The following is a 15,784-nucleotide window of genomic DNA, read 5'->3' as shown; positions in this document are numbered from 1 at the left end:
TTATATTTTCTCTAAATTTCTTGTATAATTACTTAAACTTAATAATATTAATAAATATATAATTATTTAGGAGAATATTATGGGTAAATCAAATCAAAACAAGAAGGCTAATGCAAAAGATAAAAAGAATGATAAAAAAGACTCATCAAAAAAAAACTCAAAAAAGAAAAAATAAGTATTAATATTTATAATATTCTTTGTCAAAACTCTTATTTTATTCTAATTGAGTTAATAACCTTCTCATTACATCTTTTAGCTTTCCTTCGCCAGTATCTTCATGAGTTACTGCAATTACTAGCTTTATATCATTATCTGATGGATCCCATTTATAAGCCTTCATATCCATTATTGCTTCCTCTGGTAAAACATCTTCCATATCAGTAGCTAACTCTTCAGATAAGCTTATGTATTCTTCAAAAAGTTCATCTTCATTTAAACCTTCTATACTATAATCATCTTCTATAATTCCATTTAATGTATCTATATCTATACTCAAGTTAAAAGCTATTGTGTCTTCCCTTTTAGTTCCCTTACTCATATCTTTAATAATCTTAAATTCTGTATTATTCTCAATTTCATTTTTTACTTCTTCTGTATCAACTACTTTTCTTCCAAATGCAACGTACATAATTTCGCCTCCTTATTAATAAATATTTACATCTTTTATAAAGTTATACCTTAAAGTTTTCTGTTGATTTCTTAATCAACCCCTTTAGCTTTTTTTAATTCCTTTAAATACTTTTTATGATCTAATTAGGAAAAGCTTAAATAAACCTTATATGTACTTTAATCTTAACTTACTTTTTTATCTTTATAGTATTCATTACATCATTAAATAAATTGTTATAGAAATTATCAAATCCATCATCATCTAGATTAATTTCTTCACTATCGCTTATATAAAACTTGTCCATAGTGGATATAATTAAATCAAACTTTTTCAAATCATTTTCTTCTAATAATATATTGAATAAGTATGCTAAATGATTTTGCATATATTTTTGCATTTCTTTAATATCTTTATCTTCTAACTTTCCCTCATCATATAACTTTTTAACAGGCCCATTTCTAAAGATAAAATAAGCTGATGCTTTTGTTATTTTAATTATATAATCTTTTGGTATTCTATCCTTCATTTGCTCACCTCAAAACTTATTGCTTATGTATATTTAACTATATTTAATAGTAAAAAACAACCCTACTATGTTAACAAACTGTTATAATTGTCATATTAATTGATGAAAATCATTCTTTGTATTATAATATATTTAATATATTTTACAGAGGTGTTAAAATGAGATTTTTTCAAGGTATATATGGAATAGATTTATTATCATTAGTGTTGTTACTTTTAAGTTCTATACTTAATATATCTCATTATACAAGACTTATAGGATATGCAATATTTATAATTGTTATATTTAGAACATTTTCTAGGGATATCTATAAAAGACAACGTGAGCTTAATTCATTTGTTAGATTTATAAATAAGCCTTTATCAAAATTTGGATTTACTATTCCAAGCAATATTCCTCCTATTGATTTAAGATATTTTTCTTTTGCACTTACAATTCTAAAAAATAAAATAAATGAAAAGAAAAATTATAAAATAACAAAATGTCCAAGCTGTAGTCAAAAGTTAAGATTACCTAGAAAGAAAGGTAAAATAGTAGTAACTTGTAAAAGATGTTATAATAAATTCGATTTTAGAACTTAGAATCATTAGATGCTAAAATAGCAGGATAGAAATCTAATATAAATAGATATCTATCCTGTTTTAATTATATCTTAAGGAATATCTATCCCTCTTCCTGCTATATATATCTCAAACCATTGGTCTCTTGTAAGATTTATTTTCGTTGCTCTAACAGCTGATTTAATTCTATCTATCTTTCCAGAACCAACTATTGGCATAATCTTACTTGGATGCATTAATATCCATGCATATACAACTTCATCAATATCCTTCGCTTCGACTTCATCTTTTATCTTATTTAAAACCTTTCTAACTCTAACTGACGCTTCATCTTCCCCCTTAAATATTCTTCCTCCAGCTAAAGGTGACCAAGCCATTGGGCTAACTCTTTTTTCAAGCATTAAATCAAGTGTTCCATTTTCAAAATGCTCTAAATTTAAAGGAGATACTTCTATTTGGTTAGTCACTAGCTTATCATCTAAATATGAATTTAACATATTAAACTGTGCTGGTAAAAAGTTAGATACACCAAAGTTTCTTACTTTACCTTCACGCTTTAATTTTGTAAATGCTTCTGCTACTTCCTCAGGATTTAATAGTGCATCTACTCTATGAATTAATAAAATATCTAAATAATCTGTTTTAAAATTTTTTAAGGATCTTTCAGCTGACTTTATTATATGTTCTTTGCTTGTATCATAACAATGAGATTTATTCTCTGGTCTATTTACTGAAGGAAACTTAATTCCACACTTAGTTACTATTTGTAAATTTTCTCTTAGTCCATTTTTTAAATTTAATGCCTCTCCAAATTTTTCTTCACAGCAAAAATTACCATAAATATCAGCATGATCTATTGTTGTTATACCTAATTCGTAAACTTCTTCAACTAATTTTAATAGCTCTTCATTACTTAATTTCCAATCCATTAATCTCCAATGTCCATGAACTATTCTAGACATTTCTAAATTATCACTTAATTTAACTTTTTCCACTTATATTCACCCTTTCAATTTCATTTATCACAAATATATATTTAACATTTTCATATATAATTTACTATTAAATTATATCATAGCTTTTTAAAACTTTATTAATAATTAAAATATTAATAATGGTGAAAATTCCCTTAATATATTGCTTTAATATTGTACACAATAAATTCAAGTAATATTTTAAGGAGGTTTAATAGTGAGCAATAAAAAATTAGATAATGAAAAATTAACTTTGTCCGCTCTTATATTAATTATTTTTACATCAGTCTACGGCTTTAATAATATTCCAAGAGCCTTTTACTTAATGGGCTATTCAGCAATTCCATGGTATTTATTTGCAGCATGTTTTTTCTTTATACCTTATGCATTTATGATGGCCGAGTATGGTGCAGCTTTTAGAAAAGAAACTGGTGGAATTTATACTTGGATGGATAGATCAATAGGACCTAAATATGCCTTTGTTGGTACATTTATGTGGTATAGTTCTTATTTAATTTGGATGGTTAACGTATCATCATCTATTTGGGTGCCTTTATCCAATTTAATTTTTGGATCTGATAATACTTCAACTTGGTCTTTGTTTGGATTAAATGCACCAAGAACACTAGCTATATTAGGATCTATCTTCGTTATATTAATAACATTTATATCTTCTAAAGGTCTTAAAGGAATTGCTAAAGTTGCCTCTGTTGGAGGTATATTTGTAACTAGTGCTAACTTAGTTCTATTAATTGGTGGATTAATAGTATTAGTAGGAAATAACTTTAAATTAGCTCAGCCTATAGATGTTAATGCATTCATATCCTCTCCTAACCCAGCTTATCAATCGCCTTTAGGAATACTTGGATTTCTTGTTTTTGCATTATTTGCTTATGGAGGCCTTGAAGTTGTTGGAGGGTTAGTAGATTCAACTGAAAATCCTAAAATTACTTTTCCAAGAGGAATAAAAATAGCAGCAATATTTATTGCTATAGGCTATTCTCTTGCAATTTTATTTGAAGGTTTTTTTATAAATTGGAATAATGTTTTGAGCGGTAAAGACGTTAACATGGCAAATGTGTCATATATAGTTATTAAAAATTTAGGTATTGAAATTGGAAAAGTTTTTGGTTTATCCTCTTCTTCAATTGATACTTTAGGATTTTGGTTTGCTAGATACATTGGACTTGCAATGTTTTTAGCCTTACTAGGAGCATTCTTTACATTAGCTTATTCTCCATTAAAGCAACTAATAGAAGGAACACCCGCTGGAGTCTGGCCTAAATCATGGAGTGAGAAAGATAAAAATAATATGCATTCAAATGCAATGTGGGTACAATGCATTATAGTTGTAGCAATAATATTAATTTCATCTTTTGGAGGTAAAAGTGCAAGTATATTTTTAAATTACTTAGTTTTAATGGCGAATGTAGCTATGACAATTCCATATATGTTTTTATCTTTTGCGTTTATTTACTTTAAAAAGAAGAAGGAAATTGAGAAGCCTTTTGAAATATACAAAAAAAGCTCATTTGCTACTGCCGCGGCAATTATTGTAACTTTAACTGTTGGTATTGCAAATTTATTTACAATACTTCAACCAGCAATAGAAGCAAAAGACTACATCTCTACTATATTTCAACTTGTTGGACCTATAGTATTCGCAGCTATAGCCCTAATTTTATATTCTTTATATGAAAAGAGAATTGCTAATAAATAGAATAATGGATGTAAGTTATCTTACATCCATTATTCTATAATCATTTATTTTCTTGCAATAATTTAACTTTTTCTAGTTCCCTTATAAAGCTATCTCTATTAGAATTATCTATATAAAAAACACACATTATATTATCATCTAATTCATTAATAGTTGTCGTAATTCTTGTATGATTTATTAACTTATCTACTTCAAATTTTCTATTTAAATTTAAATATTTATTCTTGCCATTAATTTTTATATTTTTACAGTTATCCAGTACCTCTACCTTAACATCCTCTTTTGTTTTAATTCCTATAATCATTCCATTTTTAGTGTATTTAAAAGAATAGCCGTCTTGCTCAAAACTTCCCATCTCCTCTATACCATTTATAATTTCCTCATAGTTATCCCATTCTCTTTCTATATTTTCTTTATCATAATAATAATATCTTATATACAAATCTAAATTAAAAATTTTACTACTACTGCTTTCTATATCAAAATCATCTTGGATATCTTTATGATAACTTTCTTTTAATTTTTTATTTATCTCAAATATGTTTTCTTTTATTCCTTCACAATTTTCTCTTACCTTATCTATTGCTTCTTTGAAATTCTCGGCATCTATAGGTTTATTTAATTGAAAGTCCATTAATATGATTTTAGAGTTATATCTTATTAAACCAATGTTGAATTTAATTTCATCATTTTCATTTTCTATCGAAGTTAAATTTTTTATAACATCACTAGTATTTTCTATAGAATTATTATTCTTTAAAATGTTTACTACTATATCTAAAAACTCAACTCTTTTATTAAGCTTCTTCAGAACTATAGATACATTTTCTACTTTTCTTTCCCCGACTAAAGTTACCATTTCTGATAAATCTGATAATACCCCACTATTACATTTGTCTAATTTTAGTATTAGCCCATTAATGCTGCTGTCAACCTTAATATTGTACTCATTTCTTAAATTAACTTCAATTTCTTCTTGTAACTTTCCTTCTCTGTCCGCTATATATCTATTTACAGAATCTTTATCTAATAATAGCTTTTTTGCTTTATTTAAATATCTTAAGCAATTATAATAACCTTCCATCAACTTTCTCTTATTTTGCCTATCACAAATTACATATAAATTTCTATAATTTCTTATTAATAGGTTAATGGCAGATAAAGCTTCTATAATCGATATTTCCATTTCACTTTTCACTGTTGATAATTTATATTTATGATCATAACATAACTCTTCATGATCTCTATTTCCACTTAAAAAATTCTTTAATATTGAATTTTCTAATTCTAATCTAGCTAGATTTATGTTATAAATATCTTTTCTTAAATAATGATAGCTTTCCAGTAAATCATCCTCTTCACTATATTCCCTAATAGCCTTAAATATATCACTTAATATCTCTATTGCTTCATCTAGTTTTTCTTCACATTTTGAAGACTTTTTAAAAATATTTAGCATATTCATAACATTCTCCTTCCTATCTCTACTGCATCTTATGTCAAATGCATTATATTTATTTAGGTTATCCCATTTTAAGGTATTAATACATTTTTAGAATTTATTAATATTTTTCTTGACATTTTTTCCTTAAAGTTGTATTATGTATCTAAATTAAATACATGTGTTTTTTATATGAATACATTTTGGTAAAAAGGGGGCTTTAATATGAAAAATAAATCATTAATACTAAAAATATTTATAGCATTAATAACAGGCATAATTTTGGGGCTAGCCTGTAAAAACTTTAACGTTGGTTTTCCAATTAGACTTCTAGCAACTTTCAGTGAGCTATTTGGAAGTTTCTTATCATTTATTATTCCATTAATTATGATTGGTTTTATTGTTCCTGGAATAGCTTCTCTTGGGCATAAATCTGGAAAAGGATTATTGATTACAACCTTAATTGCGTATATTTCTACACTATGTGCAGGATTTTTAGCATACTCAGCAGGGTCTTATTTGCTTCCTAAGTTATTAAAAGCAAATTCTTTAGTTATAGATTCAGGTACTGGGGTAAATCCTTTCTTCAAAATTGATATTCCTCCTATGATGACTGTAATGTCTGCTTTAGTATTTTCATTTATTATGGGGATAAGCTTATCTAAAATTAAAAATAGTAGTATATTAAATATCTTTAATGAATTTAGCTCAATAGTTTCTAAAATTGTCTCCAATGTTCTTATACCTATAGTTCCTATATATATTGGAGCAATTTTCGCTAAACTTAGTTTTAGTGGAGAAATATTTAGTACTTTAAAAAGCTTTGCTTTAGTTTATATAATTTTATTTCCTATTCAAGGAATATATCTTTTAATGCAATATTCAATTGCTGGTAGTATTAAAAAAGAGAATCCATTAAAACTTCTTAAAAATATGATTCCTGCATATTTAACAGCTGTTGGTACTCAGTCATCTTCTGCTACAATCCCTGTAACAGTTGAATGTGTTAATAATAATAAAGTTAATGAGGAAGTAACTGATTTTGTAGTTCCTTTAGCTGCAACTATACACTTAGCTGGTGATACTATTACTCTTGTATTAACATCTATGGCTGTCATGTATATGACTGGTAGAACTCCTAGCTTTGTATTAATGCTTCCATTTATATTTATGCTTGGAGTAACTATGGTTGCTGCTCCTGGAGTTCCTGGTGGTGGAGTTATGGCGGCTCTTGGAATATTAGAGTCAATGCTTGGTTTTGGAACACTTGAAAAACCTATTATGATTGCGCTTCATGCTGCTCAAGATAGTTTCGGAACTGCAACTAATGTAACAGGGGATGGAGCTATTGCTATAATAATCGATAGTGTTTTAAACTCTAATGAGGTAGTGGCAGAAAATTTAGAAGAACTTAGAGTTCTAGAATAAATAAAAAGAGAGATGAAAAAATAAATTCATATCTCTTTTTGCTTACTCTATTTTTTAGTTTTTATATCTATATTTTCTCCATCAGATAATATTGTTATTTGCCCTTGTTTATCTGTTCTATAAGCCTTTATTCCATAATTATTTATTTTTTGTAATGTTTCTTTGTGTGGATGTCCATATTTATTATCTACTCCACAACTAATTACTCCATACTTTGGTGAAACTGATTCAATAAATTCTTTTGTTGATGAGGTACTAGATCCATGGTGTCCAAATTTTAATACATCGGCATCTAAATTTTTAGGATATTTAGCTACAACGTCTTGCTCAGCATGAGCTTCTGCATCACCTGTAAACATATAGCTTGTATTTCCAAATGTTAATTTCATTATAGGTGAATAATCATTAAACTCTTCATATGATTCATAAATTGGAGAATAGACATCTATTTTTGCTCCTTCTCCTAAATCAAAATTCATTCCTTCTTTTATAACTTTTACTTTTAAGCCTTCCTTCTTAACAGCATTTATCATATTTTCGAAAGTTTTTGTATTATGAGTTACCTTAGGCATATAAAAATTTTCTACTTTATATTTTTCAAAAACTTTTTCCATTCCACCAATATGATCTTCATGAGGATGAGTTGCTATAACAATTTCAAAGTCATCTATATTTTTTTCCTCTAATTGTTTTATAAGCTTATCTGCATCACTCCTTGGCCCTGCATCTATTAATATATCAAAATCATTTACTTTAATATAAGCTGCATCTCCTTGTCCAACATCTAAATAAGATATCTCTAATTTACCACTTGAAACCCCTGTATTGAAATTTTTAATATCTTTCCCAAAATATAAAGATATTAATGCAATTATTCCAAATACAATAATAGTTATAAATTGTGCTCTTTTGTTTCCCTTATGCTTTCTCATAGTTTCTTCAAAAGATTTTTTAAATTCTTTTTCTTTAGTCAAAGCTTTATCTCTCCTTACTTCCAAACATATATTCTTATATTAATACTTATTATATGTTTTTATAGAAAAAATGTCAAAAGGCGTTGCATTCTGTCCTGCAACGCCCCATAGCCATAGTCAAATTAAAAATATAACTTCTGACTATGCTAATATTATTTGCTTTTTTATTAATTTTATTCTTTTTAATTACTTAGATTTTCAAAATTTTCTTGGGTCTTTAATTTTTTGCTTGAATTATATTTTATTAAGGTCTTAGTAATGGTTGAAACTAATATAATTCCAAGAGCTAGTACTCCTGCCGAAGCTAAAGTTTTTATTCCAGTTTCCAAGGACTTCATAACATTCCCTGTAATAGCTTCAACCATTGTATAATACATGCCGCCACCAGGAACTAATGGTATTAAAGCTGCTATTACAAATGTAGTTACTGGTGTCTTTAATATTCTTGCAAAAATTTCTGAATACACACTTAGTCCCACAGCTGCCCAAAATAAAGCTGTTGTATCAGAACTACCCACCTTTATTGAAAACTTGTATATAAACCATCCTAATGCACCACATAAAGCTGAAAAAAATAAATTTTTACCTTTAATATTAAAAACTATTCCAAATGCAAAAGATGAGATAAAAGCAGATAACACTTCAATAATCATATTTATACTCCTCCAAATACTCTAATCCAAAAACTTAAAATTACACCAGTACCAACAGCAACTGCTATAGCTGTCAAAAATGCTTCTGCTCCTCGTGCAAGCCCAGATACTAAGTCACCTGCAACAGTATCTCTTATTGCATTAGTAATCGCAAGTCCTGGAACTAAAAGCATTATAGACCCTATTATAACCTTGTCTATATCAAAGGCTAACCCAACTTTTATAGATATAATTGCCAAAAAAGCTAAAATTCCAGCACAAATACTTGTTATAAAAAATGAATTTAATCCTATTCCTTCTCCCTTTATAGAAAAATGTTTAACTACTATTCCTATTAAAAATGCTGCAATAGCATCTCTTAAAGATCCTCCAAATAAAAAAACAAACCCAAAGGCTCCTATTGCTGAAAATAAAATTGTCACCTTATTTGAATATCTCTTTTCTTCCTCTATTTCTTTAAGTTTAATCTTCAATTCCTTTACAGTAAATTTACTTTTTGATATATTTCTTGCTAAATCATTAACCTTATGAATCTTTTGCAAATCTACTGATCGATTTAAAATTCTAACTACAAGTGATTTTATTTCTCCTTCATGTGAAGCTGACGCTATAATTACTGTTGGAGTAGCATAACTATCAGCTACCTCTATTCCAAATGAATTACAAATTTTATTCATAGTTTCTTCAACTCTATAAGCTTCTGCTCCACTTTCTAACATTATTTTCCCTGCATAAGCTGCTACTTGAAGTATATTATTTATTTCCATTTCTTTTCCCTTCTTTTATATTTAACTGCATATATTATACAATTCTCATAACAGCCTGTCTATATTGATTTTACTCTTTTAAAAATTTTATTTCTTAACAAAATAAAGGAAAAAATCTTATAGATTTTTTCCTTTAAAACTATATATTATTAATTATATTTGATATACTTTGAACTGAAGTATTTCTTATAGTAAAAATCATGTCTTCACCTATTCTAAGCTTACATTCATTTTCATTTATTTTAACTTTATTTAAATTTAATCCTGTAGCTCCAAATTCCTTATATTTAGTTGGTGCTACATCTATTTCAAATTTACTATCTTTAGCTCCTGTAATTTTTATTAAACTTCCTTCACATTCATTACCTTGTATATTTAAAGTTATTATATTATTTCCTTTTAGAACTATTTTATCTTCTGGAACTGCTATTACTGATACCTTTCCAGTCATAGTCATCCATCCACCACTTAACTTTATTTTAGAAAGTAATTCAACTTTGTATTCTTTTGTGATATTACTTAATAATTGTCCTAATTCATATACGTTTAAATTGTATTTCATCTTTCTTCATCCCTCACAGTATTTTATAAAATATATTTTATTATACTATAACTCTATACGAATAACTATAAATATCTTTTAATAATTATTATCTGTTTCTATATACTCTCTATCTATATATTCAAGAAATCTACTTGTTTCATTTTTTCTATTGTAATCTTCATTTAAATGTGCTACTAAATATAAATGTTTTCTCGCTCTAGTTAATGCTACATAAAAGGTTCTTTTTTCTTCTTCTAAATTATTTGATTTAATTGACATATAGGCTGGAAAAGTATTTTCTTGAAGTCCAACAATAAACACACTATTAAATTCCAACCCTTTAGATTGGTGAACAGTTATAATTGGAATTCTCTTCTTATTAGTTCTATTTATAATTAAATTTTCAAGCTCTCCATTAGAAAGACCTGTTAATTTAATTATATCTAATAAAGAATCTCTATTACTTTTTTTATTATCATCCAATTCTCTTACTAATACATAAAAATCTCTAAGTCTTTCTATCTTTTCTCTTCCTTCTTTAACTGCTTCAAGACCTCTTCCTGAATATAATGTTTTTATATTAAACTTATTTATAATCTCTACTATTATATCTTGCGGTCTTTTAAATTCAACTTCTTTAAATAATTCATTAAGCTTATCACTAATATATGAAAATGCCTTTAAATACTTAGACATATAATTTATTCTTTTAATAGACGTCGGAATTAAATCATTATTTATGGCTCTAACTAGTAAATCACTAGTAGCCAATATATCGTCCATAGCATCATGACTTGGTTTATTTCTAGTTTCAAATATATTGCTTAATGTTTCTAATTTATAATTAATTAAATTAGAATGAAATCTTCTATATATATCTAATGTGTCATAAAAAGTTTTGAATTTATGTTCTTCTAAATTATTTCTATAAAGCTCGCTTGTTAAAATATTTATATCATATTGAACATTGTGTCCTACTACTACAGTATCTTTTGAAAACTCTAAAAATTCTTTTAATACCTTTTGCTTATCTTCACCTTTTTCATTTAAAAATTCATCACTAAAGCCATGTACATTAAATGATGATCCTACAGACTTTTTATTTTTTAAAAACTTTTCAAAGCTATCAATAGGTTCTCCATACTTATTTATTTTTATAGCTGCTATTTGAATTATTTCATCTTCTGTTACATCTGTTCCTGTGCTTTCAACATCAAAAACTATTATATTATCTTTTGCAAATTCATTTATTAATAATGAATACTTTTCACCATAAACTCTTGCATTTATATCTATAAAATCTGATAGAGTAATTCCAACCTCTCTATATTCTTTTGATTCAATAATTTGAAAGGTTTTATCACCAATACCTGTTGGAAGCCTTTTTACTATTCTCTTTAAGCTAACATTGTCATATTTATTTGCAATAAGCTTTAAAAAAGCTATTATATCTTTTATTTCTTGCCTTCTAAAAAACTTAAATTGATCTACTAATATAAATTCAAAATCTGCTCCTTCATAGCCAATTATATTTCCTAGCTCTCTACTTAATTTTATATTATAATTGTTATCTCTACTTAAGATACAAAGCTTCGATATATCTTCGTCTTTTTCTTTTAAAGATTTTACTTCCTCAAATATAAATCTAGCTTCTTCTCTTAAAGTATTACACATCTTTAATTGTATTTTTTCTCCATTATCTTCTGCTTCTGAATATATTTCATTTCTATATATAGATTTATATTGTGATTCAAAAGCATTCTTTAAAAAGCTTAAAGAACCATTAGTTATATTCTTTGTTGATCTATAATTTTTAGAAAACACTATTTCAATTGGATTATAAGATTCCTTAAAGTATTCTAATATTTTATATGGTTCTGAACCTCTCCAACCATAAATAGTTTGAAACATATCTCCACAAAGCAAGATGTTATTTCCTTTAAATATCTTTTCAATTATAAAATATTCTAATGTACTTGTGTCTTGAACTTCATCTATATTTATATATCTATATTTTTCTCTTAAATTTAAAACAAGTTTATCGTCCCTTAAAATTTCCTTTGCCTTTGAAGTTAAATCTGCAAAATCTAATCCGTGATTATTATAAAGCAATGAATTATATAAATTAACTAAAAAATGGCCTTTTTCTAATAGAAAACACTTCATTTCATTATTCAGAGTACCTTTTTCACTACAAATAGAATTTATTTTGCTTTCCTTATATTTGAATATATTTTTTATAGTTTCACTATAATCATCTAGAATATTATTACTATATAAATTAAGCTTTGCTCTTTCTATTTTTATCATTTCTATAAATTGCTGAAGCTTAAAAACTGAGTAATTATAATAATTACATTCTTTTATTATTTCTCTACAGTCTTCTTCATCAAAAACTATGAAGTCAGTAAATATATCCGTTCTTTTTTTTGCATCATTTTTAATTAAATCATAACAAAAACTATGAAAAGTTCTTATAGTGATATCTTTAGCTTCTTCTTTAACAACTTTTTCTACACGTTCTCTCATTTCTGCACATGCTTTATTAGTAAAAGTTATGCATAGTATTTCTGATGCCTTTGCTTTTTTGCTATTTATAATATTGGAAATTCTACCTGATAAAGTATTAGTTTTACCGGTACCTGCAGAGGCAAGTAATAAAATGTTTTTTTCTAATTCATTTACAACTAAAGCTTGTTCTCGATTTAAATTCACATTTACTCCTCCTAGCTTTAATATTTTAAGTTAATTTTATCATATATAACTAAGTTAATATAACAATATTATAGTAACTTAGTTATAAATATAATTTATGTTATTTTGTTTAAAAATACTGTAATGTTATAATAGAATATATGATATTCTATAAAAATAGTAACCATAAGTGAACTATCTCGAATAAGCTTAAATTAACATAAATTTAAAGGGTGTCGCAAAAGCTGACACCCCTTCTTTATTAATTTATTTCATAGCTTAATTCTATAAACTTCTCTATATCTTCTTCTATAAGTTTTAAAGAGTTTCTCCAGAAGTTAACATCATGAACATCTATATTCATTATTTTTGTTACATCACAAACCTTTTCTTTTCCTGTAACAGCTAATAATTCTTCATATTCCTTGCAGAAGCTTTCACCTCTATTTAAATATTCAGCATATAAACCTTTTGCAAATAAGTTTCCAAAAGCATATGGGAAGTTATAGAAGTTATCTGTAGCATAATAGTAATGTGGCTTCCAAGTCCACATATATTTATGCAATAAGCTGCTATCAAGCCCATCTCCATAAGCTTCCTTTTGAGCTTTTATCATAACATCATTAATTTCCTCTACTGAAAGAGAACTTTCTTTTCTTTTTTCAAAAATTTCACTTTCAAATAAGAATCTTGAATATATATCAACTATTACTTGATTGCAATCTGATATTTCTGCTTCTAAAATAGCAAAAGCTTCTTCTTTAGTTGCATCTTTTATTGCACCTCTTTTAACTATTATTTCACAGAAATTAGATGCTGTTTCTGCCAAAGTCATTGGATATTCTGAATTTAATACAGTTTCATTTCTTAAGCAATGACTATGAAATCCATGTCCAAGCTCATGTGCCATAGTTACAACATCACTAAAGCTATTACCATAGTTTAATAGTATTCTACTTTCATTTATATCTTTTATACTTTCGCAGAATGCTCCACCTACTTTACCTTCTTTAGGCATTACATCTATCCAATTATTATTAAATGCTTTTATAACAAAATCTGCTAAATTATCACTAAAGCTTCTAAAATTCTTTTCAACAAAAGCCTTCCCTTGTTCGTAAGAAAATTTCATTTCTTTATTTATAACTGGTGCGTATAAGTCATAAAATGGTAATCCATTCTTATGTCCTAAAATTTCAGCCTTTCTTTTTAAATATTTTCTAAAGGATGGTAAACTTTCTTTTATAGCCGTAAGCATAGCATTTAAAATATCCTCATCCATTCTTGACTCTTCTAAAGTCATATGAAGAGGTGCCTTATATCCTTTAAGCTCTGAAGTAGTTAAAACTTCTCCTTTAATTCCATTTAAAGCTGCTGCTATTCCCTCTTCTATTTTTTCATAAGACTTAATTTCTGCTTCATAAGCTTTTTTTCTTAAGTCTGCATCTGGACTATATGCCATGTTTAATACAACTGTTAATGGTAATGATTTATCTTCATTATCAATATTAATATCAACTTTATGTGTTGATATTAATAAATCCTTATAATTTAACCAAGCATCTGAACCTGTATTTCTCATTTTAGCAATTATAGCTTCTTCTTTTTCACTTAGCATGTATTTATTTTTTTCTATTATTTCTTTTATAAAAAATTTATGCTCTTTTAATAAATTAGATGAATTAATTAAACTATCTATATTATCTATATTTGCTACCCATTTGTAAATTTTAGTTAATGGTTCTGCTAAAAGACTATATTTAGAATTTATAACATCTAAATACTTTCTTCCTTCTGAATTTTTTGAGTCAGTACTTAAAGTTAAATTTGCATAAGCACCTATTTTATTTAAAAGTAAATCTATACTTTCTAACTTATTTATTAACTCTTCTAATTTTATTAAATCATCTGATTTTTGATCAGTATTTTTAGCAAATGTTTTAAGTTCTTCTATTCCTTCATCCACTCTTTTTAAGTCTAACTTAAACTCATCTGAAGTAAATGATGGATATAACTCTTTTAAGCTCCATTCTAATGACATAATTACTCTCCTTTTATACTTATTTTTAATTATATGCTCTGTTAAACATTTTTTTCTAACATAGTCTAATTATATTATTAAAATTATTTTTATTCAATTATTTACCACTTATATTGAATAATTTTTATTTCTAAATTCTGATGGCGATATTCCTACTATCTTTTTAAAGGTATTAGTAAAATGACTTTGATCATGAAATCCTAACAATATGCTTATTTCTAATATACTTTTTTCTGTACTTAACAGTAACGTTTTAGCTCTTTCAATCTTTATTTCTCTTAAATACTTCATTATAGATATGCCCTTATGTTTTTTAAAACAAGTTGATGCATAGCCTACTGATATATTTAAATTATTACATATTGTTTCTAGTGATGTATGATTTTCAATATTTAAATGAAGAGCTTGTAAAAGCTTGTTAACTGTAAAGCTATCAGTAATTTCTGTATCATTTATTAATAAATCCATATATTCATTTATCATTTTTGTCTCAATCATTTGTAAACTGCTTATACTATTCGCCTCTTTAATTTTCCTATAAAATTTATTATAAATTGGATGAAGATACTTTTTAGATATTCCATTTCTTATGATTTCCCTAGTAAATACTGCATTCCAAATTATTAAATCATCTCTTTTATGATCTTTATCAACATCATCTATAACTTCAGATTTATGTTTTTCATTAACTATATTTATTATTTCTTCTTTGTTTCTTGACTCCATTAAAAGTGATATTTTGTTACTAAAAATATTAAAATCGGATTCAAAACTTTCATATCCATCCTTCATAATTTATCTCCTAATTATATTTAATAAAAAGTATATACATATTATATTTTAAATATACAA

General features: G+C 26.3%; 14 protein-coding genes. 3 read left to right on the top strand and 11 right to left on the bottom strand.

Going from position 1 to position 15,784, the window contains the following annotated elements:
* Positions 1-214 precede the first annotated feature (214 nt).
* A complete protein-coding gene (locus ACH36K_RS07970) occupies positions 215-628 on the bottom strand; it encodes a hypothetical protein (protein WP_411170404.1) in 414 nt (137 codons plus the stop codon).
* Between the two features lie 169 nt (positions 629-797).
* Complete coding sequence (locus ACH36K_RS07965; protein WP_411170403.1) at positions 798-1,136, bottom strand: hypothetical protein; 339 nt, start codon at positions 1,134-1,136, stop codon at positions 798-800.
* Positions 1,137-1,294: 158 nt separating this feature from the next.
* On the opposite strand from ACH36K_RS07965, the gene ACH36K_RS07960 reads away from it, so the two are divergent.
* Positions 1,295-1,717 carry a hypothetical protein gene (locus ACH36K_RS07960; protein ID WP_411170402.1) on the top strand — a complete coding sequence of 141 codons (423 nt, stop codon included), beginning with the start codon at positions 1,295-1,297 and terminating at the stop codon, positions 1,715-1,717.
* Positions 1,718-1,788: 71 nt separating this feature from the next.
* Here ACH36K_RS07960 and ACH36K_RS07955 read toward each other — a convergent pair whose 3' ends face one another.
* A complete protein-coding gene (locus ACH36K_RS07955; protein WP_411170401.1) occupies positions 1,789-2,691 on the bottom strand; it encodes an aldo/keto reductase family oxidoreductase in 903 nt (300 codons plus the stop codon).
* Between the two features lie 196 nt (positions 2,692-2,887).
* Here ACH36K_RS07955 and yjeM point away from each other — a divergent pair, with 196 nt between their 5' ends.
* Complete coding sequence (yjeM, locus tag ACH36K_RS07950) at positions 2,888-4,390, top strand: glutamate/gamma-aminobutyrate family transporter YjeM (RefSeq protein ID WP_411170400.1); 1,503 nt, start codon at positions 2,888-2,890, stop codon at positions 4,388-4,390.
* Positions 4,391-4,430: 40 nt separating this feature from the next.
* Here yjeM and ACH36K_RS07945 read toward each other — a convergent pair whose 3' ends face one another.
* Positions 4,431-5,855, bottom strand: coding sequence for a hypothetical protein (locus ACH36K_RS07945; RefSeq protein WP_411170399.1), 1,425 nt, complete (start codon positions 5,853-5,855; stop codon positions 4,431-4,433).
* A gap of 201 nt (positions 5,856-6,056) precedes the next feature.
* Between ACH36K_RS07945 and ACH36K_RS07940 the strand changes: the two genes are divergently transcribed.
* Complete coding sequence (locus ACH36K_RS07940; RefSeq protein WP_411170398.1) at positions 6,057-7,259, top strand: dicarboxylate/amino acid:cation symporter; 1,203 nt, start codon at positions 6,057-6,059, stop codon at positions 7,257-7,259.
* Between the two features lie 47 nt (positions 7,260-7,306).
* On the opposite strand, the gene ACH36K_RS07935 is transcribed toward ACH36K_RS07940, so the two are convergent.
* The 7 genes from ACH36K_RS07935 to ACH36K_RS07905 all read right to left on the bottom strand — a co-directional run bounded on the left by ACH36K_RS07935 (position 7,307) and on the right by ACH36K_RS07905 (position 15,724).
* Positions 7,307-8,191 (bottom strand): ComEC/Rec2 family competence protein, encoded by an 885-nt coding sequence (locus ACH36K_RS07935; RefSeq protein WP_411170671.1) that lies wholly within the window; start codon positions 8,189-8,191, stop codon positions 7,307-7,309.
* A gap of 224 nt (positions 8,192-8,415) precedes the next feature.
* A complete protein-coding gene (locus tag ACH36K_RS07930; RefSeq protein WP_411170397.1) occupies positions 8,416-8,886 on the bottom strand; it encodes a threonine/serine exporter family protein in 471 nt (156 codons plus the stop codon).
* Positions 8,887-8,888: 2 nt separating this feature from the next.
* Positions 8,889-9,653, bottom strand: coding sequence for a threonine/serine exporter family protein (locus ACH36K_RS07925; protein ID WP_411170396.1), 765 nt, complete (start codon positions 9,651-9,653; stop codon positions 8,889-8,891).
* A gap of 139 nt (positions 9,654-9,792) precedes the next feature.
* Entirely contained in the window at positions 9,793-10,215 is a 423-nt protein-coding gene (locus ACH36K_RS07920) for a UDP-N-acetylglucosamine pyrophosphorylase (RefSeq protein ID WP_411170395.1), read from the bottom strand.
* A gap of 78 nt (positions 10,216-10,293) precedes the next feature.
* The gene (locus ACH36K_RS07915) at positions 10,294-12,912 is read right to left on the bottom strand and encodes a 3'-5' exonuclease (protein ID WP_411170394.1); all 2,619 of its coding nucleotides are present in this window, start codon (positions 12,910-12,912) and stop codon (positions 10,294-10,296) included.
* A gap of 241 nt (positions 12,913-13,153) precedes the next feature.
* Complete coding sequence (locus ACH36K_RS07910) at positions 13,154-14,932, bottom strand: M3 family oligoendopeptidase (RefSeq protein ID WP_411170393.1); 1,779 nt, start codon at positions 14,930-14,932, stop codon at positions 13,154-13,156.
* Between the two features lie 108 nt (positions 14,933-15,040).
* Positions 15,041-15,724: a helix-turn-helix domain-containing protein gene (locus ACH36K_RS07905; protein WP_411170392.1), complete on the bottom strand. Its 684-nt coding sequence runs from the start codon at positions 15,722-15,724 to the stop codon at positions 15,041-15,043.
* Positions 15,725-15,784 lie beyond the last annotated feature (60 nt).

Source organism: Clostridium sp. MB05 (assembly GCF_046581255.1).
In the GTDB taxonomy this organism is placed as follows: Bacteria; Bacillota; Clostridia; order Clostridiales; family Clostridiaceae; genus Clostridium.
Note: the sequence above shows the minus strand (reverse complement) of the source record. Positions and strands in the feature narration are given on the sequence as shown.